This window comes from Clostridium sp. Marseille-Q7071, assembly GCF_965112025.1.
In genome coordinates this window covers 258,906-282,207 of sequence record NZ_CBCOPR010000001.1, presented here as the reverse complement: position 1 = coordinate 282,207, position 23,302 = coordinate 258,906, and the positions used below count along the sequence as shown (strand labels likewise).

Genomic DNA, 23,302 nt, shown 5'->3' with positions numbered 1-23,302 from the left:
ATCACCTTTAGTGAATTTTTTAAAATAAAATTTATTCTAAAAAACTCCAAAGGTTTTGACTATGAAGTTTTAACCATAATTTGTATTTTCTATTCTTAATTTTCAATTCATAGAAAAGATTTTTGATATAATTTAGCTGTAGTTTAAGTTTTATATTTTAAAACTCATAAAGGAGAGATTATCATGGGTAATATGGGAATTAGAAGATATGGAATTGTTATAGGAGAGTTAAAAACAGGTAGAAATAATTTAATTACTGATGTTGAAGGAGTAAAAGTAGGACATGTTACTTTAAACAAGGATAGAATTAAGACGGGAATTACTGCTATTCTTCCACATGAAGGTAATATTTTTAGGGAGAAAGTTATGGCTTCTTCCTATATTATAAATGGATTTGGTAAAACCATAGGAACTATTCAAATAGAGGAACTTGGTAATATTGAAACTCCAATATTGCTTACTAATACTTTAAGTGTAGGAGCAGTATGTGAAGGTTTAATAAAATATATGCTTAATAACAATGCTGATATAGGAGACACAACGGGTACAATAAATCCAGTAGTTTGTGAATGTAATGATGGATATTTAAATGATATACGACAATTAGCAATTAAAAGTGACCATGCTCTAGAAGCTATAAAAAATGCTGATGTAATTTTTGAAGAAGGTGCTGTAGGAGCAGGAACAGGTATGAGTTGTTATGGATTAAAAGGGGGAATAGGTTCAGCATCAAGAATTGTAGAATTAGATGACAAGGAATATACTTTAGGAGTATTAGTGCTTTCTAATTTTGGAAGAAAAAAAGATTTAATAATTAATTATAGAGAACTAGGAAAAGAAATCTATGACCTTGAAGAAACAGAACAAACAGATAAGGGATCAATAATAACAATAATTGCTACTGATATACCTTTAAATGAAAGACAACTTAAAAGAGTTTCTAAACGAGCAGTTATAGGATTGGCGAGAACTGGTTCTTATGTTGGAAATGGAAGTGGAGATGTAGTAATTTCCTTTACAACTGCTAATAAAATAAATCATTATGAGGAAAGACTTATAACTTCCTTTGAAGCGATAAATGAAGAGAAGATGGATTTAGTTTTTAGAGCAGCGGCAGAAGCTGTTGAAGAAAGTGTTTTAAATTCTATGGTTTATGCAGAAACAACAGAGGGAAGAGATGGGCATAAGAGAGTTTCAATAAAAGAATACTTAGGATAACTAATGATTAAAGTTAATAAAAAATTCGTAATAGCAAAGTGAACTAGTTCACTTTGCTATTAACTTTGCATTTTAGAAAGTATTTCCTTTATACCATCAAAGTGATAGGATAATTCTTTTAATTCTTCTTCATTAAATTGAGAAAATTTTTCCTTTAACCTTGATGCTATAAGTGCTTTATGATTTTCCACGAATCCAACACCTTTTTCCGTAAGTGAAATCTGTATGATTCTGCGATCTTTTTCTCCAGGTATTCTTTCTACCAAGTTTTCACTTATCAATTTATCTATAAGTGGTGTTAAATTAGATTTATTTATGGATAGTCTTTTTGATATTTCAGACATAGTTAATATTCCTAAAGTATGTAGTAAAAATAATATATTGCATTGAGAAATTGGTAAACATTGATTATTTTCAAAGTCTCCAATTTTAGAAAATTTTTTTATAAGTAGTGGAAAAATTGAAAGCATATTTTCTGCAATGACAGTTAGTTCTTTGTCATCCATAAACATTACTCCTAACTATAAGATAATTACACTTAAATTATAACACGAATTTATAAAATTGTTAGTTGAATTTATTAAAAATGATGGTAGAATAGTTATGAAAACATAACAAAATAAATTATCAATTGATGGAAAAAATAAAATATCTTGATAACTTTATATTACGGGAGGATAAGGAATGAAAAGAAAAACTATAATAGGTATTTTGGTAGTAGCCTTAGCTTTAGTAGCTATGTCATTACCTATAGCAAAGAAAAAAGAAGGAAAAGTTCCAGAAGTTAAAACTATATCAGCGGAAAAAGGAGAAGTTAAATCCTATTTAAGTACTGCAGGGGTTATAGCTTCAAAGAAAGTCAAAGAATACTATGGTCCTCAATCAAAGGTTTCAGAAGTTAATTTTAAAGTAGGAGATAAAGTAAAAGATGGAGATATAATAGTATCTTATGATATGGGAAGTATTGATGCAGAATTTAATGGTACTATTACAGAAATAAATATTTTAGAAGGTACTATAGGAAATATGAATCAACCTGCAGTAGTAGTACAAGATTTAGATAACTTAAAAATAGAAGTTGGTCTTGGTAAATTTGATGCACACAAAGTTAAAGTAGGGCAAGGTGCCGAAGTAAAATTTAATGGAAAGAGTTATAAAGCGAAAGTAGAACATGTAGATCCTATAGCTAAACAGCCGATGTCTGCTATGGGAAGTGGAGAAACTACACTAAAAGTAGAACTAAGTATCTTAGATAATATAGAGGGATTGATGGCAGGATTTGATGTAGATGTAAATATACTTTTGGGAGAGAAAAAAGAAGTTATAAAAATACCAGCAGAGGCTATAAAAGCAGATAAGTCAGGTAAAAACTTTATCTATATGTTAGAAGATAATAAAGCAGTAGAAAAAGAAATTCAATTAGGATTAGAGTCTGATATGGAATCTGAAGTTCTATCAGGTGTAGAAGGGGGAGAAAAAATAATATTAAACCCTAATAACATTAATAATGGGGATGAGGTAAAGGCAGATGTAGAGGAGGTTAAATAATGCTAGAAGTAAAGAATGTTGAAAAAACCTATGCTCAAGGTGATATTAGCTTTAAGGCCTTAAGGGGAGTTACTTTAAAGGTTGGAAAAGGTGAGTTCACTTCAATTATGGGACCTTCTGGATCAGGTAAATCTACCTTTATGAATATACTAGGCTGTTTGGATAGGATGGATTGTGGTACTTATTTGTTAAATGGGAAAAATGTATCCAATTTGAGTGATAACGAATTAGCAATTACACGAAATAAAGAAATAGGTTTTGTGTTTCAAGCCTTCAACTTACTTCCTCGCATGACAATATTAGAAAATGTAGAACTTCCTATGGTTTATGCAGGAGTGTCATTTAAAGAAAGAAGAGAAAAATCATTAATAGCACTTGAGAGAGTAGGGCTTTTAGATAGGATTAAACATAAACCTACTGAAATTTCAGGTGGACAAAAACAGAGAGTTGCAATTGCACGTGCAATAGTTAATAATCCAGCGGTGATTATGGCAGATGAACCTACAGGAAATCTTGATTCTAATTCTACAGATGATATTATAAAAATATTTCAAGATTTAAATGATGAAGGTTCAACTATAATAATGGTAACTCATGAACCAGATGTAGCTCAACATACTAAGAGAATTGTAAGGTTTAAAGATGGTTTAATTGTAGATGATGAGATAGTAAATAATAGAATAATACTTAATAAATCTAGAATCATAAAGATAAATGGAGAGGAGGCTTAATATGAACTTTATAGAAAATTTTAAAATGGCTATGGATAGCATAAAGGCTAATAAGCTAAGATCTTTTCTAACTATGTTAGGGATAATTATAGGAATAAGTTCAGTTATAGCTATTCTATCCTTAGGGGAAGGTGGAAAATCCTCTATAACCGGTGAATTTGAGAAAATAGGATCCTCCACAGTAAGTATAAAAGTAAATTCAAATGAGGCTACTATGTCCGATTATTTTAGTGAGAATGATATTAAGCAAATAGCTGAGAGAGTTAATACAGTAAAATATATAACCCCTTCTTCTTATAAAATGGGTAACATATCTTCAGAAACAAAATCTAAAAAAGCATCAATTTCAGCAGGAAATCAAGATTTGGCTTTTATTCAAAGTGTAGAAATGATCCATGGACGATTTTTTAATGAGATAGAAGCTAATGAAGGCAAAGCAGTGATTGTCTTAGATGAAATAGGAGCTAAATCTCTTTTTGGATATACGGATGTAGTGGGAGAGTATGTTACTGTAGGTCCTAAAGCAGCTGCTAAGAAAGCAAGAATAATTGGAGTTACAAAAAGTTCACAGATGATGTTTATGGCAGAAAATGAGGATATGCCTATTATGAGCATGGTTCCTTTGTCATTCTTAGAAAGTTTATATCCTACAGATTTTGTTATAGATACTCTATATATCATGGCTGATACAAAGGAAAATATTGAACTAGCAGGAAATAGTGCAATTAATGTTTTAAAAAGTAGACATAATAATCGAGATAGAGAAGTTTATACTGCAGAAAGCCTTATGAAGCAATTAGATCAAGTAAATGAAGTGTTAGGAATATTTACAGGATTTATATCAGCAGTAGCAGCTATTTCATTATTAGTAGGTGGTATAGGAGTTATGAATATAATGCTTGTATCTGTTACTGAAAGAACTAGAGAAATAGGTATAAGAAAAGCAATAGGTGCCACAACTAATACTATACTCCTTCAATTTCTAACAGAATCTGTTATAATATCACTTTTAGGTGGAATTATAGGAATGATATTAGGAATTGCAGCAGCCTATGGACTAGGTAGTTTTGCAGGAATAACTCCTGTATTATCGATAACATCCATAATAGCAGTTATAATATTTTCTTCCTCAGTAGGAATTTTCTTTGGAATTTATCCTGCAAGAAAGGCAGCAAAGTTAGATCCTATTGAAGCATTAAGATATGAATAATGTAGAGAATTAAGAATATGAATTAAGAATGAAATTAGGCATCTGAATAAAATAGACTAGCTATTTTTTAAAGATGCCTTAATTATTTTTAATTTTAAATTATAAAACCGTGACTATCAGTCACGGTTTTATTTATACATCTAGTGACAACCAAATCTGCCACTTCTGCTTAAAGATCCTCTATTCATAATTTTATTACATTCGTCTATTCTATATTGAAGGTTTTCTTTTATTTTATTTCCTTCTTCTTCAGAAATTTTACCATCTTCTATAGCTTTATCTACAGCTTTAGCTTTTTCTTCTAGAATCTGTTTTCTATATTTTACATCTACGTTGTCAAACTCGTTAAGTAAATCGTCATTATAAACATCTTCTTTTGTTGATGAATCTTGAGAAGTTGAGCTATTAACCTTAGGAATATCATAATCTTTATTTGATAAATTACTTGCATAAGCAATGGATGTAATTCCTAGTGATAGTGTTAAAGCTGTTATTACTAAAATTTTTTTGTTCATAAACAATCTCTCCTTTTACTATAAGCTTTGAGTACATCATATCAGTAAGTTGTGGAGAAGTTATGTAGATAATAAAATTACATAATATTACCTAAAAGCTTAATATAAACAGTATAATTTTTATCTTTAAACAAACTAAGCTATGAACTTAAAGAGTGTTAAGAGAACTCGCAATAACAATATATAAATAAAATTTTAAAGAGATAATATAAAAAATTTAAAAATAAAGGTATGTCCAATTAAATATAGAATTAATTAATGTTCTATATTTAAAAAATTACTAAGGGTATTGGTAAAAAATATTATAGATATGCAAATGAAGAATAGTTCATAAAATAGTAAAAATGAATATTAGCTATAATGAGAGGAGGGTATACTATGAGAAGAAAAAATGCAATTATTTTATTTATAATATTGATATCTTTATTTAACATTTTTCAGTTTTACTCTAATACGGTAATTAAATTATGTTTTAGAGACTTATGGCTTGAAAATCATAAGTATGTTAATCCTGTAGATGGCTCTGAAAATATTTATATAATTATTGATAATAAAGGTTTACTTAAATTTCATCAATATAATATTAATAATAATGATAGCATTAACATTACAATACCAAAGAATTCTAAATTCATTATATCTCTATATGAAAATTCAACTATAACTGCTAAGTGGGATATTATTAATGAGTTAAATCCTAATGTAATAAAATTTATAGAGTATAAAAAAATAAATCCATTTGAAATTAATCCTAAAAAAAGAGATGGACAATCGAATAGCAGAAATTTTATGTACTTTCAATCAGGAAATGAAGGGGAAGGGATTATAAATTTAGGATATAGACATATAGATGAAAATGAAGATGATTATTTTACTAAGTTGAGATTAAATATAAAATTAAATTAGTAATATTAAAATATAATATTTTTTATAGTAGAAAAAATATTTAAATTTATCTATGGAAAAAGTCGTGACTTTATCACGACTTTGATTTATATGCACCTTTTTTTAGTATATCTATATAAGATTTTAATTCTTCAAGTAACATATCTATTTGACTCAATCCTTTATCTGGCTTGCTCTTAAAAGAATCTATGTGCTTATTAATCATTGCTTCTATGAATACATAAATTAGATATATAGCTTTTTCATATTCAATATCATCTCTAAATTTAGAGGTATCTATTTTGTCTTTAAGCATAGTTATAGTTGAGCTTTTAATATTAACTGATTTATTATCAAATTCCTCCTTAACTTCATCTGGAGTATTATAGAAAGCATCGAAAATAAGCATATACATTTTGGGATGCTCACATGCAATTTTTACTTTTCTTATAAGAATATCTGTTATTAATTCAAAGACATCATATTTACCTTTAAGTGTATTTAAAGATAAAAATTGAGACATATAATCACAAGTATATTGTACTATATAAATATATAGATTTTTTTTATTACCAAAATAATGAAATATAAGGCCTTTAGAAACTCCTGCATTTTTCATTATTGTATTAGTAGAAGCTTTGCTATAACCCTTTTCACTAAATTCATCAATTGAAGCATAGATTATATTATGCTTTTTATCTTCCGATAGATTTGTTTCTCTCAATACCATCATTCCTTTAATAAATTAGTTATATCTTTTTTAATTATAAATAAGATATATGAAAGTAACAAGGAGTATAGAAAATAAAGACATTAAAGAATACATATACTAATAATTAAGTAACTTAAATTGTAATTTATAATAAGAATTATATTTGTGATAAAAATATTTTATTTAGGGTATTATTAATATTTAAATACTAAAGATTTATCATTTAAAAACTATACTGAAAATAGTGAATTGAAAAAATTTTCAATTTATATATTGAAATTTAATAGTTTTTCTAATAAACTATTATAAAAGTTTCACTTTTGTTTAATGTTTTCGCGTTAGGCTTAAATACAACAAATTTGAAACTTTTTAATATAACTTTTTATTTAGCTTTTATATGGAAATTTTAAATTACTTGAAAAAACTTCAAAAATAACTAAGTATTATTTTAATATTTTTAAGAAATAATTCATAAATAAGATTTAAAGAATATAATTTAATATAGAATGTATTTGAAATTGTTTACATTTATGTTAAAGTTAATTTATACATTTAAGGCATAATATTTTGCATATTAATTCAAAATAAACATAATTAAAAATAAAAATTTTTTTATTTTAAAAATTTATAATTTTATAAATTTAACTACTCTAATTTATATTCAGAAAATTTAATATTGTTAAAGGGAGGTAGTTGAGATATGAGAGTGTTCAATGTTTTTAATTATAATAAATATGGATAACATTATTTATATTTATTTAATAAAAAAGTTTTGGTTTTGAAATATTTTAAAAAATTTATTCTATATATTATAGGGTAAATTAGTCCAATTGAAGGAATTTAATTAAAGGAAAAGGATAAAAATATAATTTTATTTAATATTTTAATAAAATATTAGAAATTATATTTGGGTGATATTATGGAACAAGCATATTTATTAGGAATTGTAGGCGGAGTGCTTGCAATAATTTTCGCGTTTTATTTAAGTAAAACAATTGTCAAAGAAGAAAAAGGAAATGAAAGGATGACAGAAATAGCATCCTATATAAAAGAGGGCTCAATGGCTTTCTTAAGAAAAGAATATACTTATTTAAGTGTCTTTATAGTTATAGTTGTAATTTTACTTAGCATATTTATAAATTTTCAAACTGGTATATCTTTCCTTTGTGGAGCTATATTTTCAATCTTAGCCGGATATTTCGGAATGAAGATAGCTACATCAGCCAATGTGAGAACGGCAGAAGCTACAAAGCATGGTATAGGAAAGGCATTATCTATTGCATTCTCTGGCGGAGCAGTTATGGGAATGAGTGTTGTAGGATTAGGAACACTAGGAATTTCAATAATATATTTAGTCTTTAATGGAGATACAAGTATATTAACAGGATTTGGACTAGGTGCATCTTCAATAGCACTATTTGCAAGAGTTGGTGGGGGGATATATACTAAAGCCGCTGACGTAGGTGCAGATATTGTTGGTAAGGTTGAGGCAGGAATACCAGAAGATGACCCAAGAAATCCAGCAGTTATTGCAGATAATGTTGGAGATAACGTTGGAGACGTTGCAGGTATGGGAGCTGATTTATTTGAATCCTATGTTGGATCGATTATTTCAGCAATAACTTTAGGAGCTGTAGTTTATAAAGATAGTTCAAATGGAGTAGCCTATCCTATAATTCTGATATCTTTAGGTATAATAGCTTCAATTATAGGAACCATATATGTTAAAGTTTCTAAAAGTGAAAATCCACAGAAGTCTTTAAATTCAGGCACTTACATTGCTGGTGGATTGTTCTTATTAGGAGCATTGTTTGCTAGTAAGATGATTTTTGGTACCTTGAACAGTTTCTTTGCTGTTGGTAGTGGAATGATTATAGGAATTTTGATAGGTAAACTAACAGAAGTTTATACTTCAGCAGATTATAAGAGTGTAAAAAAAATAGCTGATCAATCACAAACAGGAGCAGGAACTAATATTATTTCTGGTATGGCAGTTGGTATGAAATCCACTATGGGAACAATATTATTAATAGCTCTAGAAATACTAATAGCTTACTTTGTGATGGATGGAAGTAGTAACAGTTCAATGGGGCTATATGGAATTGCTCTTTCAGCAGTAGGAATGTTATCAATAACTGGACTTATTGTTGCTGTTGATGCTTATGGTCCAATTGCTGATAATGCAGGTGGAATAGCTCAAATGTCAGATTTACCTGAAGAAATTAGAGAAATTACAGATAAGCTAGACTCCGTGGGAAATACTACAGCTGCAAAAGGTAAGGGATTTGCTATAGGGTCTGCCGCATTAACATCACTAGCATTATTTGCTTCTTTTGCAGAAGCTTCTGAGCTTATTGAGATAAATATATTAAACCCAGTTACTTTAGTTGGAGTACTTGTAGGAGTAATGCTTCCATTCTTATTTAGTGCTTTAACAATGGAATCAGTAGGTAAGGCAGCAAATGACATGGTTAAAGAAGTAAGAAGGCAATTTAAAGAAATAGATGGAATAATGGAAGGAAAGAATACTCCAGAATATTCAAAATGTGTTGAAATATCAACTCATGCTGCATTAAGAGAAATGATACTTCCAGGCGTATTAGCTATAGTAGTTCCTATATTAACTGGATTTTTATTTGGTGTAGAGGCTTTAGGAGGATTACTAAGTGGTGCAGTTGCCAGTGGAGTTTTAATGGCTATAATGATGGCTAACGCTGGTGGAGCCTGGGATAATGCTAAAAAGTATGTTGAGGAAGGACATTTTGGAGGAAAGGGCAGCGAAACTCATAAGGCAGCAGTAGTTGGAGACACTGTAGGAGATCCGTTTAAAGATACTTCAGGTCCATCAATGAATATATTAGTTAAACTTATGACTATAATATCATTAGTATTTGCTCCATTAATAGCCGAATATGGTGGAGTATTATTAAAATTTTTAATTAAATAACCAAGGCAGCTTCAAAAAATAATAAACCAGTATGTTAGTCTATTTTCTATTATACTGCGTCGTCATAACTTCATAATAGGTAGACTATCATGAAAGCCTGTCGACCTGTCTGATGCAAAATATATTTCGCATTTTTGACTAGTTATTTTATTTCATATGTCTAAAATACTAACATCTTTGGTTTATTATTTTCTTTCAGATACCTGCTAACAGCCCCGATATAATTTCGGGGCTTTACTTTGTATTTTATTATTAAAAGAAATATCTATAAATTGCTGGATAATCTTTAGATATACAAGTTACAAAATTAGCATATGTGTGAACATAATTGATATTTTTTAGTATTGTAATTAGAACTATTAAATTCAAAATGGAAAATTACTAATTTTGAATATTTGTTAGCGATGGCTAAGAAATTTAAAATTAATCTATTAAAAAATCTATTAAAGAAATTAGTTTGATTAAAACTAATTTTTATGATAATTATCAACTGTCAATTCTCAATTATTTTATATATTGTTTTATTGTATAAAAAATAGCTTGCATTAAAATACAAGCTATAAGTGTAGGAGAACATTAAGAAAACAGCTTTTGAAAAGCTTTTTCTAATCTCGTTCATTTTTCATAGGAAAATATAGACTTAATTTATAATCATCATTTATACTATATCAAAAATAAAAATAAATAAGTATAGATATTATGAATTAGAATAGTACTATACATATTTATTAAATAGATTTATATTGAAAAAAAGAAGGGAATTTACAATTAAAGTACAAATATATATAGATATGCCAGCTCTAAGGTCGATATGTATTTAGAAATAATTTTTTGAAATGATACAATCACTTTTTATAAAAAATTAACAGCTGTAGTTTCTTCATAGTGTTAGTTAAATTTACTAGTGTTCTTCCGAACTATACTGCACCCTTCGCCAATTGAAAATTGACGATTGACAATGGAGAATTATTGATACTTCTCTTTTACATGAGAAGCTTTGAATTGATTTATTTTTAAAGAAATTAATTTGTAAAATTAATTTCAACCTTAATTGTGAATTGTGAATCGTGAATTGTGCATTATTTTAAGTTGAGAATAGAAATACTGAAGGGTGTAATTATATTGAACTATATATTAAATTTAGGATGAGTATATATAATAAAATGGTTAAGGGGGATAAAAGTGAAGGAGAGAAACTTTAAGAAATTGTTAGCTATATTTATTTGCACTACTTTTATTATTACTTTAAGTGGTAGTGAAATAATAATGGCACAAGAATATTGGGAGACGTTAAATAACAATGCAGAATCAGCTGAAGAAGTACTAAAGTTAGATGAGGATATAAATTTAAATAGTAATGAGAAAGTAAAAGTGATTGTTCAGTTTGATGAAAAAAATCCGTATGAATATAGAAGTACTATTAGTAACTTTAAAAATGATGAGGCTAATGAAGATTTCATTAAAGAAGTTAATAAAAAGAAAATTCCTGAGGTTCAAGTTACAAATTCTTATGAAAAGGTATTTAATGGAGCAGCAGTAAGTATTCCCGCTAATAAGATAGAGGAATTGTCGAAAATACCTATGATTAAGAGTATCTATAGTGATTGTGAAGTAAAAATAAAACCTATTAAAGCTGAAGCAAATTTGAGTGAAAATTCAAAGCTAATTAGTTCAGTGCCTTTAAAGAATATTGATAAATTACATGAAGAAGGGATTAAAGGAAAAAATATAAAGATAGGAATTTTAGATACAGGAATTGATTATAATCATCCAGCAATAAAAGATGTTTATAAAGGTGGATATGATTTTATTGATAAGGATAATGATCCTATGGAGACTACATATGAACAGTGGAAAAATTCTAAAGCGCCTGAATATGATGAAAAGGGCGAGAATACTTATTACACTACTCATGGTACTCATGTAGCAGGAATAATAGCTGGACAAGGTATTGAAGGAAATAGTAACTTAGGGGTCTTAGGAGTAGCACCTGAAGCGGAGATATATGTATATAGAGTTTTAGGGCCTTATGGAATTGGGACTATGGAGAGTATTATAAGCGGAGTAGAAAAGGCTGTTGAGGATGGTATGGATATTTTAAATTTATCACTAGGAATAGATGTAAATGATCCACTATATCCTACATCAATAGCTATAAATAATGCGATGAATTTAGGAGTTATGGTAGTAGCGGCATCAGGAAATAATGGTTCAGAGCTATATACAATATCTACGCCGGGAACAGCTTCCTTAGGAATAACTGTAGGTGCTAGTAATAATCATATGATAATACCTACTATAAAAGGAAATTCTAGTTCCTTAGATGAAAGTTATACTTTAAGATTATTACTAAAAGATAAAATGCAAAATTTACAGCTTTATAATAATAGGGATCTTAAAGTTATTTATTGTGGATATGGAATGAAAGAAGATTTTAAAGATAAGAAACTAAATGATTCTATAGCTTTGGTCAGTAGAGGAAAAAATTCTTTACTGGAAAAAGGAAAAAATGCAAAAGAAAAAGGAGCGGTTTTTACTATAGTAATTAATGATAATGAAGAACAAGGATATATACCTATGTACTTTGGAGAGCATAAAGATTATCCTACTGTATTTACTTTGCCGTTTAAAGAAGGACAAGCCATTTTATCTATACTTAAAGAAAGAGAAATACAATTTAAAATTAATAGTTTTTCTGAATTAGAAATAACTAAAGGAGTATTATTAGATTTTAGCTCTCGTGGACCAGTGAATGAAACTTATATAATAAAACCTGAAATAGTTGCGCCAGGAGCTAACATACTATCGTCTGTACCTAGCTATTTTAAAGGAGAAGAAGGAATAGGAAATTATGATAAAGCATATGAAAGACAATCAGGTACTTCTATGGCAACTGCCTATGTAACTGGAGTTGTTGCTTTAATATTAGAGAAGAATAAGGGCTATAATCCTTCTGATATAAAATCAGCTTTAATGAATACTGCTGATGATTTAGAATATGATTATAGTGTATATGAAATTGGAGCAGGAATGATAGATGCTTACGAAGCAGTATATTCAAAAGTTAAATTTCAAGTTTTAGATAAGACAGCATCTTTAAATAAAAACTACGAAAAAATAGAGATAGATAATATAACATCCTCTTTAAATTTTAATGAAAATACCAGTAATCAAATAGTAAAAACTAAAAATCTTAAAATAAGCAATAATTCAGTATTAAATAAGGATTTTAACATAGATATTAAATATTTAAAGAGTCAAATAGGAAATAATGCTGTTGAAAATAATGTGACAATTGATACTGATGAGAATATAACTATAAATAGTATGGGCAGTAAATTAATTACTGTCAGGATAACTGTACCTGAAAATTCAGAATTAGGTTATTATGAGGGATATATTATTTTTACCAATAAAAATGATTTAAGTGAGAAATATCAGATACCTTTTGCTTATAGAAAAATTTAAAAGAGAAATAAATAATTTTAGTTTATATAACTATCAACTAAAATCATAATAAAACATTCATTTTAATAAAAAAAGCATGGATTACCATGCTTTTTTTATGGGATAGGGAATGAAAGGCTATAGAGTATGCTATAGCCTATATTAATATAATTTATTTTATTTATTATTTTCCAAAATATCTGTTTAATAATCCGTTGAATGCAGCTCCATGTCTAGCTTCATCTTTACACATTTCATGAACTGTATCATGTATTGCATCTAAGTTTAATTTCTTAGCTAATGTAGCTAAATCTTTTTTACCTTGGCAAGCTCCATGCTCAGCATCAACTCTTGCTTGTAGGTTAGCTTTTGTATCAGCAACTACAACTTCTCCTAATAATTCAGCAAATTTAGAAGCGTGCTCTGCTTCTTCCCAAGCTATTCTTTTATAAGCTTCAGCAACTTCTGGATATCCTTCTCTATCAGCTTGACGGCTCATTGCTAAGTACATTCCAACCTCTGTACATTCTCCTACAAAGTTAGCTCTTAATCCTTCTATAACTTCTGGATCTACGTCCTTAGCTATTCCTATTCTATGCTCATCAGCCCAAGCCATTTGTCCTTCAACTTTTTCTATAAATTTGTCAGCTGGCGCTTTACAAATTGGGCAAAACTCTGGTGCTGAATCTCCTTCGTGAATATATCCACATACTGTACAAACAAACTTTTTCATAATAAAAAAATCCTCCTTAATAATAAATAAAAATATTTTTTAGTTTATAGTGTAATATGATTTACTAATTTAATGAATTATTTTGTTTAATTGTTTTAATCTTCCTTACAAATTTATTATATACTATCGGATAATAATTATCAAGAGAAAATTATTATTTTTTAACGAAATTTTTAGAAATTTTTAAGTTGAAGTGATAACCCATTGAAATATAAAGCTTTAGCTAATAATTAATATATATCAATATATTGTTGAAGTCTATCTAAGTCTAAAATTTCTATCATATTCTTGTTAGAGTTAATTAATTTATCATTTTTCATATTAATTAATTCTCTCGAAAGAGAAGGCCGTTGAACACCAAAATATTCTGATAAACTTTTTTTAGACATAGGAATAGTTAATTTTAAGTTTTTTTGTTTTTTATATTCTTGTAATAGGTAAAAACAAAGCTTTTGTCTTAAAGTTTCTAAAGATAGTTCAGTGATTTTTTTATTTAAATTAAGTATCTTACTAGATAGAAGCTCCATGAAATTGTTTAAAATTAATGTATTGCCACTACACATTGATATGATATCTTCTTTTAAAATATACATAACTATTGAGTTTTTATTACTGATAATCGTAGCAGGATATTTATGATGTGTAGAAAAAACAATGGCTTCCCCAAATATATTTCCTGTTTTTAATGTACTAAGTGATACTATTTTACCATTAGGATATTGCTTTTGAATTTCTATTGTTCCTTCAAGTACAATACCTAAGGAAGTGCAATCATCACCTTCAAGTGCTAAAACACAAGTTTTGCAATTAACACAATTTTTACATTGATTATATATAGTATATCTGGCTGTGGATAGAGTTTTTTTAATTTCTTCTTCTGATAAGTTTTTAAAAAGAATGCATTTTTTAAGTGCTTTTGTTATATAATCCATAATACACCTCTGCAATTTTATAAGTATTTAGTTAATTATATTTTATATTATATTAAACTTCAAAGGTATTTACATAATTTACATATAAATTATTTTACTACAAATTACACATTTAGACAAATGTTAATAAAGCCTATTTATAATTCGTAGTGTTTACTTTATTTTTACTTCATAAGATTTTTGAAATTACTTACAAATTATTATTAAATAAAATCCATTAACTAAAATAATTTATGAAATTCTATTTAGCGTTTAATAGTGAATTAAAAGTAGTTAATATTATAGCGATTTAAGATGAAAACTGAAAATACGTGACTTTATTATAGTTTTTTTATATAATAAGGTAGAATACATATTAATTTTTGAGGGGATTTTATGAAGAGAATAGATAAACATAATTATTATTTAGATATATGTGAAACAGTTTTGGAGAGAGGAACTTGTTTAAGAAGAAACTTTGCAGCGTTGATAGTGAAAAACGATGAGATAATGGCTACCGGATATTCAGGAGCACCTCGTGGAAGAAAAAATTGTAGTGATATTGGTGTCTGTAGAAGAGAAGAATTAAAAGTTCCTAGGGGAACTAGGTATGAGCTCTGTAGATCAGTTCATGCAGAACAAAATGCCATAATTTCTGCAAGACGACATGATATGATAGGATCAACGTTGTATCTAGTGGGAAAAGAGCAATCTACGGGAAATTTAGTTGAAAATGCATCTCCTTGTGCACTTTGTAAAAGATTTATAATAAACGCTGGTATAGAAAAGGTTATAATAAGAGATAGCAAGAGAGATTATAGGGAAGTGTATGTTAACAAATGGATTGAAAATGATGACTCTCTTACAGAAGAAGAAGGATATTAAAACTAAGATAATATTTTAGAAAAAGTTTCGTATTTAAATAACAAAAATATATTTTTTTAGTTAGTTAGGAATTGAGTTAACTAATGAGCATTTATATTTATTATTATAAGTATGGATTTAATTAATAAATTTAAAAAATTAATACTTAATTATAATTATGTAAATTATTGAGTTTTAGTAGTTGTAACATTAAACAACATTATTTTAGTTTAGAAACTAAAGCGAATAAAATTTCATAGGAAGGTTTTATATGGATAGTATAGTTTTATTGGTGATTATTACAGCAATTATATCAGGAGTAGTAACACCATTAGTTAGAAAATTAGCCATTAAGTTAAAGGCAATAGATATTCCAAGTGATTCAAGAAGAATACATAACAAGCCTACTCCTCTTATGGGTGGAGTAGCAATTTATATTGCTTTTATCGTAGGAGTAGTTCTAAACATAAGTAATTTTTCTATTCAAGATTTAGGACTTCTTATTGGTGCTACTGTAATTGTAATTGGTGGAATAATTGATGATATTAAAGAATTAAGACCAAAATATAAGTTAGTTTTTCAAATAGTAGCAGCAATTATTTTAATAGTATTTGGGCTTAAGATAACATTAGTTACAAATCCATTAAATAGTGGAGGTAGCTTTTTAAATCTAGGGTTGTTAGGAATTCCATTAACTATTATTTGGGTTATAGGTATAACAAATGCTTTTAATCTAATAGATGGAGTTGACGGTTTAGCTGCTGGAGTAGGATTTATATCTTCTGTAACTTTATTTATAGTTTCTATCATAAATGGAAGAGTAGATGCAGCTTTTTTAACTGCTATATTAAGTGGCGCAATTATTGGATTCTTACCTTATAATTTTAATCCTGCAAGTATATTTATGGGAGATACAGGTTCACAACTTTTAGGATTTTTATTAGCTGCTATTTCTATTGATGGAGCAATTAAATCTGCTACAGCTTTGGTTATAGCTGTTCCACTTTTAGCCTTAGGGCTTCCAATTTACGATACACTATTTGCTATGATAAGAAGAAAGGTAAATGGTAAACCTATAATGCAAGGAGATAAAGGACATCTTCACCATAGATTATTAGGACTTGGCTTAACGCAAAGACAAGTTGTTTTAATAATGTATTTAATTAGTGCAATATTAGGTGGTATAGCTATAATTGCAATGCAAATAAGCAGTAAGAAAGCATATTTTTTATTGGCATCAGTAGTTACTTTTATTGCCTTTATAGCTTGGGAACTTGGTTTGTTTGATGGAGAACAATAGTTAAGGAGTGAAACCTATGGAAAAAATTAAGGTCTTGTCTGTTTTTGGAACAAGACCAGAAGCAGTTAAAATGGCACCACTTGTTAAAGAGCTTGAAAAAAGAAAAGAATTTGATTCAATAGTATGTGTAACTGCACAGCATAGAGAAATGCTAGATCAGGTATTAGAAATTTTCTCTATAAAACCAAATTATGACTTAAATATCATGGTTGAAAAGCAAAGTTTAAGTAGAATAACCTGTAGAGCACTCGAAGGTATAGGTGAGATTATACAAAAGGAAAAACCACATATAGTATTAGTGCATGGAGATACAACTACTACATTTGTAGCTTCGTTAGCTGCTTTTTATAATAAAACAAAAGTGGGACATGTAGAAGCTGGGCTTAGGACTTTTGATAAATATTTTCCTTTCCCTGAGGAAATGAATAGAAAGTTAGCAGGTTCTATAGCAGATTTACATTTTGCACCTACTAATCTTACAAAAGAAAATTTATTAAGAGAAAATGTTAAAGAAGATAGTGTTTTTGTTACGGGCAATACTGTAATTGATGCTATGAATTATACTGTTAAGAAAAACTATAAATTTAAAACTGAAGAATTAAATAGCATTGATTTTGAAAATAAAAAGGTAATTATGGTAACTGCTCATAGAAGGGAAAATTGGGGAGAAGGAATAGAAAATATATGTACATCTTTAAAAAAAATAGTTAATGAAAATGAAGATGTAGAAATAATATATTTAGTTCATTTAAATCCTATAGTTAAAGAAGATGTAGAAAAACATTTAGGTGGAATTAAAAGAATACATTTATTAAATCCATTAGATACTGAAGAAGCTCATAATCTTATGAATAAATGTTATATGATTATGACAGATTCAGGAGGAATTCAAGAAGAGGCTCCTCATTTAGGTAAACCTGTACTAGTATTGAGAAATGTTACCGAAAGACAAGAAGCACTACAGGCAGGTACTATTAAACTAGTAGGAACAGATATAAACACGATTGTTTTTGAAGCTAACAAACTTCTTAGAGATGAGAATGCTTATGAACATATGAGTAATCTTTCAAATCCTTATGGGAATGGAAAAACTTCTATTGAAATATGCAATATATTAAAAGCTTACTTTTCCAATTAATGTGTAAAATTATAGAGCATTAGAATTAACTTTCATAATTCTAATGCTTTTACTTTTTTTGAATTAGTGAGAAAATAAGAGTAAATAAAAGTATAAAGCAGATTAAACTTGAATATTTTCAGATGTTAATTCACAAAATACTATATAAATATAATAAAAAATGAATAAAGTTCAATTTGGATTATTCATATTATTAAAAGTGATAAACAATAACGTCTATAGAGTTTTCAGTAAAATGAAACATTAAAAAACAATAAATTCATAAAATCGTTTAATTTTTAATGAGCTATTAATTTATTGAATTATATTATGAAGCGTTATTCATAACCATTATGAACTAATCAGTCAGAAAATTCCACGTTGTTGAAGAATTGAATAACAATTGAAGGAAATATCTGTTGGCTCAGAAAAATAGATTAAAAGAGAGTAAAACATATCCACAATGAAATATTTAGGTATATTGAACTGCAATTCACAAAAACGAGCTAATTTAGTCAAATTACAATGTTTATTAATATTATGTCTAAGCATATAATTTATTGTAGCTTAATGAGCGTATATCTTAGTAAGCCCATAGAGAGAGGAATTTCAAGTGTATAATGAGAATACATCACTTTTAAAACAAGTAGCAAGCTTTGATTTGATTTTATCATTAATATTTATATCCATAGGATATTTTATATTTGGAAAAGCCTGCTTATTTTTTATGTTAGGAATAGGAATTGCACTAATTAACTTATTAGTAAATAGCTTAGTGTTAAATATATCAGTGAAAGAAAATAACTCAATGTCAAAAATAATTTTAATACTGAGCCAAATTTATAGAGTAGTTATAGTTTCATTAGTTGCAGCTTATATAGTTAATAGAAGCACTATTAACTTTTTCATATTTATTGCTGGATATACTTCTCAAATTATTTCATTAATATTATATGGTTTTAAAGCTAAACAATAAGAAAGGGGTGTTTACATGGAGGAAGTTTTACCTATATTTACGTTAAATATATTTGGGTTTCCGTTTGATATTACATTAAGTTTAGTAATTCAATGGATTTTTATTGGCGTAACAGCAATATTATCTATTCTTTATAGTAAGACAGTTAAAAGGATTCCAGGAAAGATTCAAAGTGCCATAGAGATAATAATTGAAAAGCTTAGTGGAATAGTTAGTGAAAATATGGGAGAAGATAAACTAGCCTTTGTTCCTTATATTGGAGCATTAGCATTATATATATTTTCATTAAATATGATAGGTATGTTTGGATTAAAGCCACCCACATCAGAGTTGAGTGTAACCATAGGGTTGGCACTTACAACATTCTTAGTAATCCAAGGTTATACAATTAAGAAGCTAGGATTAAAAGGGTATTTTAAAGGGTATGCTAGCCCTATAGCACTATTATTACCAATAAATATATTGGAAAGAGTAATGTTGCCAGTATCATTAAGTTTAAGATTATTTGGTAATGTATTTGCTGCAACAATGGTTATGGAGCTTTTATATGAAGCACTAGGTCATATTCATTTTATTGCAACTATAGGAATTCCAGTTCCCTTTGCTTTCTATTTTGACTTCTTTGATGGGATAATTCAGACCATAATATTTGTAATGTTAACTATGATTCATATCAAGATAACATCAGAACACTAAAAAAATTATAAATAAATTAAAGTATTTTAAGGAGGATTTTAATTATGAATATAGATTCAGGTGCATTTATAGCAGGTATGTCAGCGGTAGGTGCTGGAATAGCAGCATTATCAGTTATTGGTGGAGGTATAGGAACAGGAAACGCAACTGCTAAAGCTGTTGAAAGTATAGCAAAACAACCAGATGCAAGCGGAAAAATAATGAACGCATTAATCATAGGAGGAGCTTTCTCAGAAGTTACAGCTATATATGGTTTCCTTATAGGATTATTACTAGTTCTATTTGGCGTAAAAGGCTAAAAAATTTATTAAGAAGGGTAGGTGAAAATCCTGGTCTAGGATATAGAACCAGGATTTTATATGGATATAAATTTAAGTATAGTTTTAGCTGGAACAATAAACTTTTTTATATTCTTTTTTATACTAAGAAAATTTGTTTTTAAGCCAACAATGGAAATGATAGAATCAAGGAAGCAGGAAGTTGAGGGCTCTTTTGCAAAGGCTAAGCTTGAAGAAAGTAGAGTCGAAAGCTTAAAAGCAGAGCAAGAAGACAAAATTAAGAGATATAGAGAAGATGGTCAGAAGCTAATAGAAACTTATAAGGTTAAGGCTGAAAGAGTTTATGACGAAATGATTGAAGAAGCTAAAAAAGAAGCAGATATAGTTCGTGCAAGGGCTAAGCAGGACATTGAAAGAGAAAAACGTAAAGCTGAAGGTGAAATTAAATCACAAGTTATTGATTTATCTTTAGTTTTAGCTGAGAAAGCATTAGAGAAGAAAATTGATGAGGATGAGCATAAAAGACTTATTGATGAGTTTATCTCCAAGGTAGGTAATTAAAATGTATGAATTTCTAGACAGAAGATACGCATTAGCATTATATGATGTTTGTGAAAAGCGAGGAACTTTAGAACAAACTTTAGAGGACCTAAGTATCATTGTCGAAAGTATGGAAACTGGTGATGAACTTATTAAAATAATAGAGCATCCTCAAATACACAGAGCAGCTAAAAAGGAAATTTTCACAAAACTTTTTAAAGATCAAGTTAGTGAGGAGCTTTTGGATTTCTTAATTTTATTAATTGAGAAAGATAGAATATTATATTTAAAAGAAAAATATAACCAAATGAGACTTATTTATTTTGAACGTCATAATATGATTGAAGCTGAAGTTAGAACTGCTGTAAAACTAAGTGATGAACAAAAATTAAGTTTAAAAGAAAAACTAGAAAAAAAATATAATAAAGAGATTGTAATTTCAGAAAAAGTTGATGAAAATTTATTAGGCGGTATGTTTATAAAAGTTGGAGATGACGTTATAGATGGAACTGTAAGGAATAGATTTGAAGCAATGAAAGGACTTATGGAAGAGAAGAGAACAGATAAAGTTTATTTGAAAGATAAGTTTAAAGTATTAACAGGAATAGTTAAAACCGTTAATCCACTTACTGAAATTCAAAGAAAAAATCTAATAGCTAATCTTGAAAAGTTCTATGAAAGAAAGTTCGTTATTGAGGAAGTTATAGATAGTAGTATTTTAGGTGGAATTCATGTAACTGTAGGTGAGGATGTAATTGATGCTACAGTAAAAGGAAAGCTTAGTAACTTTAAGCATAGAGGAATTTTATTTAAAGGACCATTATCAGACAGAAGTTTTGAAGAACTTGATGAAAGTATAGACGAACAACAAAAATTAAGAAACTATGATAATAAAAAGAAAACTATTGAGGCTGAAGTTAGAACAGCAACTTCTTTAAATGATACTCAAAGAAAAGACCTAGAAAAGAGATTGTCAGAATTCTATAGCGTTAATGTTGTTATAAGAGAAGTTATTGATGAAAATATTTTAGGTGGAGTTTATATCAAAATAGGAGAAGATATAATAGACGGTACCGTTAAAGGTAAGATAAAGAATATGAGACAATCCGTACATTAAAAGTAGATATGTCTTTATATAGGATTGAGGTGAAATAATGCATATTAAACCAGGAGAGATAACAGCTCTTCTAAAAAAAGAATTAGATAAATACGAAAATAAGATTAATACCGTAGATGCAGGCACCATAATTCAAATAGGTGATGGTATAGCTAGGGTATATGGATTAGATGATTGTTTAGAGGGAGAGCTTTTAGAATTCTCTAATAAAGTATATGGTATGGCTCTAAATTTAGAGCAAGACAATGTAGGGTGTGTTTTACTTGGTTCAGAAAAAGGAATCAAGGAAGGCGATATAGTACACAGAACTGGTAAGATTGTAGAAGTACCAGTAGGTGAAGAGCTGATAGGTAGAGTTGTAGATTCATTAGGAATGCCTATTGATGGTAAGGGACCAATAAATACAACAGAATTTAGGCCAGTTGAAGTAAATGCGCCAGGTGTTATTGAGCGTCAATCAGTTAAACAACCATTACAAACAGGTATTAAGGCAATTGACTCAATGATTCCGATAGGAAAAGGTCAGAGAGAGCTAATTATAGGAGATAGACAGACAGGAAAAACAGCTTTAGCTTTAGATGCAATATTAAATCAAAAAGGTAAAGATGTTATTTGTATTTATGTTGCAATAGGCCAAAAACAATCAACGGTTGCACACATAGTTAACACTTTAAAAGAAATGGGTGCATTAGATTATACAATTGTAGTAGCTTCTACTGCTTCACAATCAGCACCACTACAATATTTAGCACCTTTTGCAGGTTGTAGTATGGGTGAGTATTTCATGAATAAAGGTAAAGACGTTTTAGTGGTATATGATGACTTATCTAAGCACGCTGTTGCTTATAGAACAATGGCATTACTACTTAGAAGACCACCAGGAAGAGAAGCCTATCCAGGAGATGTTTTCTATTTACATTCAAGATTATTAGAAAGAGCTGCAAAACTTTCTGATAAGTTAGGTGGAGGGTCATTAACAGCTCTTCCAATAATAGAAACTTTAGCAGGTGATGTTACAGCATATATACCTACTAACGTTATTTCTATTACTGATGGTCAAATTTTCTTAGAAACAGAGTTGTTTTACGCTGGACAGAGACCAGCGGTTAATGCAGGTATATCAGTTTCTAGGGTAGGAGGAAATGCTCAGATAAAAGCTATGAAGCAAGTATCAGGAACATTAAGATTAGAACTTGCTCAATATAGAGAGTTAGCATCTTTTGCTCAATTTGGCTCTGATCTTGATAAAGAAACTAAAAGAAGGCTTGAAAAAGGTAGAAGATTAGTTGAAATACTAAAGCAAGATCAATACGTTCCTATGCCAGTTGAAAAGCAAATTATGATTTTATATGCAGGTGTTCATGGACATCTAATGGATATACCTGTATCTAAAATTAAGGATTTTGAAAGAAATTTCTTAGAATTTATGAGTACACATTATAAGGAAGTTGGAGAACTTATATTAAAAAGAAAAGAATTAGATAAAGAAATTGAGGATAAACTTGTAGCTGCTATAGAAGAGTTTAAAAGTGAATTCTCATTAGAACTATAGGGGTG

General features: G+C 28.4%; 21 protein-coding genes. 16 read left to right on the top strand and 5 right to left on the bottom strand.

The window, feature by feature from the left end; translation table 11 throughout:
- The first annotated feature begins 192 nt into the window (after positions 1 to 192).
- The gene (locus tag ACWPW7_RS01290) at positions 193 to 1,218 is read left to right on the top strand and encodes a DmpA family aminopeptidase (RefSeq protein ID WP_454055455.1); all 1,026 of its coding nucleotides are present in this window, start codon (positions 193 to 195) and stop codon (positions 1,216 to 1,218) included.
- Positions 1,219 to 1,277: 59 nt separating this feature from the next.
- On the opposite strand, the gene ACWPW7_RS01285 is transcribed toward ACWPW7_RS01290, so the two are convergent.
- Positions 1,278 to 1,724: a MarR family winged helix-turn-helix transcriptional regulator gene (locus ACWPW7_RS01285; protein WP_454052073.1), complete on the bottom strand. Its 447-nt coding sequence runs from the start codon at positions 1,722 to 1,724 to the stop codon at positions 1,278 to 1,280.
- Between the two features lie 178 nt (positions 1,725 to 1,902).
- Here ACWPW7_RS01285 and ACWPW7_RS01280 point away from each other — a divergent pair, with 178 nt between their 5' ends.
- From ACWPW7_RS01280 to ACWPW7_RS01270, 3 genes are read left to right on the top strand one after another with little or no spacing between them, the layout of a single operon-like run.
- The gene (locus ACWPW7_RS01280; RefSeq protein ID WP_454052072.1) at positions 1,903 to 2,766 is read left to right on the top strand and encodes an efflux RND transporter periplasmic adaptor subunit; all 864 of its coding nucleotides are present in this window, start codon (positions 1,903 to 1,905) and stop codon (positions 2,764 to 2,766) included.
- Positions 2,766 to 3,497, top strand: coding sequence for an ABC transporter ATP-binding protein (locus ACWPW7_RS01275; RefSeq protein ID WP_454052071.1), 732 nt, complete (start codon positions 2,766 to 2,768; stop codon positions 3,495 to 3,497). Before ACWPW7_RS01280 ends, ACWPW7_RS01275 begins: the two co-directional genes overlap by 1 nt.
- Position 3,498: 1 nt before the next feature.
- Positions 3,499 to 4,707, top strand: a complete 1,209-nt coding sequence (locus ACWPW7_RS01270; RefSeq protein ID WP_454052070.1) for an ABC transporter permease — start codon at positions 3,499 to 3,501, stop codon at positions 4,705 to 4,707.
- A gap of 140 nt (positions 4,708 to 4,847) precedes the next feature.
- On the opposite strand, the gene ACWPW7_RS01265 is transcribed toward ACWPW7_RS01270, so the two are convergent.
- Complete coding sequence (locus tag ACWPW7_RS01265) at positions 4,848 to 5,222, bottom strand: hypothetical protein (protein ID WP_454052069.1); 375 nt, start codon at positions 5,220 to 5,222, stop codon at positions 4,848 to 4,850.
- 378 nt (positions 5,223 to 5,600) lie between these two features.
- Between ACWPW7_RS01265 and ACWPW7_RS01260 the strand changes: the two genes are divergently transcribed.
- The gene (locus ACWPW7_RS01260; protein ID WP_291562713.1) at positions 5,601 to 6,128 is read left to right on the top strand and encodes a hypothetical protein; all 528 of its coding nucleotides are present in this window, start codon (positions 5,601 to 5,603) and stop codon (positions 6,126 to 6,128) included.
- Positions 6,129 to 6,201: 73 nt separating this feature from the next.
- Here ACWPW7_RS01260 and ACWPW7_RS01255 read toward each other — a convergent pair whose 3' ends face one another.
- Positions 6,202 to 6,831: a TetR/AcrR family transcriptional regulator gene (locus tag ACWPW7_RS01255; RefSeq protein WP_454052068.1), complete on the bottom strand. Its 630-nt coding sequence runs from the start codon at positions 6,829 to 6,831 to the stop codon at positions 6,202 to 6,204.
- A gap of 907 nt (positions 6,832 to 7,738) precedes the next feature.
- Between ACWPW7_RS01255 and ACWPW7_RS01250 the strand changes: the two genes are divergently transcribed.
- Together ACWPW7_RS01250 and ACWPW7_RS01245 are read left to right on the top strand one after the other, a co-directional pair.
- A complete protein-coding gene (locus ACWPW7_RS01250) occupies positions 7,739 to 9,766 on the top strand; it encodes a sodium-translocating pyrophosphatase (RefSeq protein ID WP_454052067.1) in 2,028 nt (675 codons plus the stop codon).
- Positions 9,767 to 10,948: 1,182 nt separating this feature from the next.
- Positions 10,949 to 13,234 carry a S8 family serine peptidase gene (locus tag ACWPW7_RS01245; protein WP_454052066.1) on the top strand — a complete coding sequence of 762 codons (2,286 nt, stop codon included), beginning with the start codon at positions 10,949 to 10,951 and terminating at the stop codon, positions 13,232 to 13,234.
- A gap of 163 nt (positions 13,235 to 13,397) precedes the next feature.
- Here ACWPW7_RS01245 and ACWPW7_RS01240 read toward each other — a convergent pair whose 3' ends face one another.
- A complete protein-coding gene (locus tag ACWPW7_RS01240) occupies positions 13,398 to 13,946 on the bottom strand; it encodes an NADH peroxidase (protein WP_454052065.1) in 549 nt (182 codons plus the stop codon).
- A 230-nt stretch (positions 13,947 to 14,176) separates the two neighbouring features.
- Positions 14,177 to 14,878, bottom strand: coding sequence for a Crp/Fnr family transcriptional regulator (locus tag ACWPW7_RS01235; RefSeq protein WP_454052064.1), 702 nt, complete (start codon positions 14,876 to 14,878; stop codon positions 14,177 to 14,179).
- Between the two features lie 375 nt (positions 14,879 to 15,253).
- Between ACWPW7_RS01235 and ACWPW7_RS01230 the strand changes: the two genes are divergently transcribed.
- From ACWPW7_RS01230 to atpA, 9 genes are all read left to right on the top strand, one after another.
- Positions 15,254 to 15,742 (top strand): deoxycytidylate deaminase, encoded by a 489-nt coding sequence (locus ACWPW7_RS01230; protein WP_454052063.1) that lies wholly within the window; start codon positions 15,254 to 15,256, stop codon positions 15,740 to 15,742.
- 250 nt (positions 15,743 to 15,992) lie between these two features.
- The gene (locus tag ACWPW7_RS01225; protein ID WP_291562697.1) at positions 15,993 to 17,021 is read left to right on the top strand and encodes an MraY family glycosyltransferase; all 1,029 of its coding nucleotides are present in this window, start codon (positions 15,993 to 15,995) and stop codon (positions 17,019 to 17,021) included.
- A gap of 16 nt (positions 17,022 to 17,037) precedes the next feature.
- On the top strand, positions 17,038 to 18,159 hold the full coding sequence (gene wecB / locus ACWPW7_RS01220) for a non-hydrolyzing UDP-N-acetylglucosamine 2-epimerase (RefSeq protein ID WP_454052062.1): 1,122 nt from the start codon (positions 17,038 to 17,040) through the stop codon (positions 18,157 to 18,159).
- Positions 18,160 to 18,751: 592 nt separating this feature from the next.
- Positions 18,752 to 19,114, top strand: a complete 363-nt coding sequence (locus ACWPW7_RS01215) for a hypothetical protein (RefSeq protein ID WP_454052061.1) — start codon at positions 18,752 to 18,754, stop codon at positions 19,112 to 19,114.
- A 15-nt stretch (positions 19,115 to 19,129) separates the two neighbouring features.
- Positions 19,130 to 19,810 carry a F0F1 ATP synthase subunit A gene (locus ACWPW7_RS01210; protein WP_039635222.1) on the top strand — a complete coding sequence of 227 codons (681 nt, stop codon included), beginning with the start codon at positions 19,130 to 19,132 and terminating at the stop codon, positions 19,808 to 19,810.
- A gap of 44 nt (positions 19,811 to 19,854) precedes the next feature.
- Positions 19,855 to 20,109: an ATP synthase F0 subunit C gene (gene atpE / locus ACWPW7_RS01205; protein WP_039635224.1), complete on the top strand. Its 255-nt coding sequence runs from the start codon at positions 19,855 to 19,857 to the stop codon at positions 20,107 to 20,109.
- A 60-nt stretch (positions 20,110 to 20,169) separates the two neighbouring features.
- Entirely contained in the window at positions 20,170 to 20,649 is a 480-nt protein-coding gene (locus ACWPW7_RS01200) for a F0F1 ATP synthase subunit B (RefSeq protein ID WP_454052060.1), read from the top strand.
- Between the two features lies 1 nt (position 20,650).
- Positions 20,651 to 21,745: a F0F1 ATP synthase subunit delta gene (locus ACWPW7_RS01195; protein ID WP_454052059.1), complete on the top strand. Its 1,095-nt coding sequence runs from the start codon at positions 20,651 to 20,653 to the stop codon at positions 21,743 to 21,745.
- Positions 21,746 to 21,782: 37 nt separating this feature from the next.
- Positions 21,783 to 23,297 (top strand): F0F1 ATP synthase subunit alpha, encoded by a 1,515-nt coding sequence (gene atpA / locus ACWPW7_RS01190; RefSeq protein ID WP_454052058.1) that lies wholly within the window; start codon positions 21,783 to 21,785, stop codon positions 23,295 to 23,297.
- Positions 23,298 to 23,302: the final 5 nt, after the last annotated feature.

What these genes read in the sequence shown, in the direction of transcription:
- ACWPW7_RS01290 (WP_454055455.1), top strand. Translation starts at nt 193, where the DNA reads ATGGGAATTAGAAGATATGGAATTGTTATAGGAGAGTTAAAAACAGGT.
- ACWPW7_RS01285 (WP_454052073.1), bottom strand. Translation starts at nt 1,724, where the DNA reads ATGGATGACAAAGAACTAACTGTCATTGCAGAAAATATGCTTTCAATT.
- ACWPW7_RS01280 (WP_454052072.1), top strand. Translation starts at nt 1,903, where the DNA reads ATGAAAAGAAAAACTATAATAGGTATTTTGGTAGTAGCCTTAGCTTTA.
- ACWPW7_RS01275 (WP_454052071.1), top strand. Translation starts at nt 2,766, where the DNA reads ATGCTAGAAGTAAAGAATGTTGAAAAAACCTATGCTCAAGGTGATATT.
- ACWPW7_RS01270 (WP_454052070.1), top strand. Translation starts at nt 3,499, where the DNA reads ATGAACTTTATAGAAAATTTTAAAATGGCTATGGATAGCATAAAGGCT.
- ACWPW7_RS01265 (WP_454052069.1), bottom strand. Translation starts at nt 5,222, where the DNA reads ATGAACAAAAAAATTTTAGTAATAACAGCTTTAACACTATCACTAGGA.
- ACWPW7_RS01260 (WP_291562713.1), top strand. Translation starts at nt 5,601, where the DNA reads ATGAGAAGAAAAAATGCAATTATTTTATTTATAATATTGATATCTTTA.
- ACWPW7_RS01250 (WP_454052067.1), top strand. Translation starts at nt 7,739, where the DNA reads ATGGAACAAGCATATTTATTAGGAATTGTAGGCGGAGTGCTTGCAATA.
- ACWPW7_RS01240 (WP_454052065.1), bottom strand. Translation starts at nt 13,946, where the DNA reads ATGAAAAAGTTTGTTTGTACAGTATGTGGATATATTCACGAAGGAGAT.
- ACWPW7_RS01235 (WP_454052064.1), bottom strand. Translation starts at nt 14,878, where the DNA reads ATGGATTATATAACAAAAGCACTTAAAAAATGCATTCTTTTTAAAAAC.
- ACWPW7_RS01230 (WP_454052063.1), top strand. Translation starts at nt 15,254, where the DNA reads ATGAAGAGAATAGATAAACATAATTATTATTTAGATATATGTGAAACA.
- ACWPW7_RS01225 (WP_291562697.1), top strand. Translation starts at nt 15,993, where the DNA reads ATGGATAGTATAGTTTTATTGGTGATTATTACAGCAATTATATCAGGA.
- wecB (WP_454052062.1), top strand. Translation starts at nt 17,038, where the DNA reads ATGGAAAAAATTAAGGTCTTGTCTGTTTTTGGAACAAGACCAGAAGCA.
- ACWPW7_RS01210 (WP_039635222.1), top strand. Translation starts at nt 19,130, where the DNA reads ATGGAGGAAGTTTTACCTATATTTACGTTAAATATATTTGGGTTTCCG.
- atpE (WP_039635224.1), top strand. Translation starts at nt 19,855, where the DNA reads ATGAATATAGATTCAGGTGCATTTATAGCAGGTATGTCAGCGGTAGGT.
- ACWPW7_RS01200 (WP_454052060.1), top strand. Translation starts at nt 20,170, where the DNA reads ATGGATATAAATTTAAGTATAGTTTTAGCTGGAACAATAAACTTTTTT.
- ACWPW7_RS01195 (WP_454052059.1), top strand. Translation starts at nt 20,651, where the DNA reads ATGTATGAATTTCTAGACAGAAGATACGCATTAGCATTATATGATGTT.
- atpA (WP_454052058.1), top strand. Translation starts at nt 21,783, where the DNA reads ATGCATATTAAACCAGGAGAGATAACAGCTCTTCTAAAAAAAGAATTA.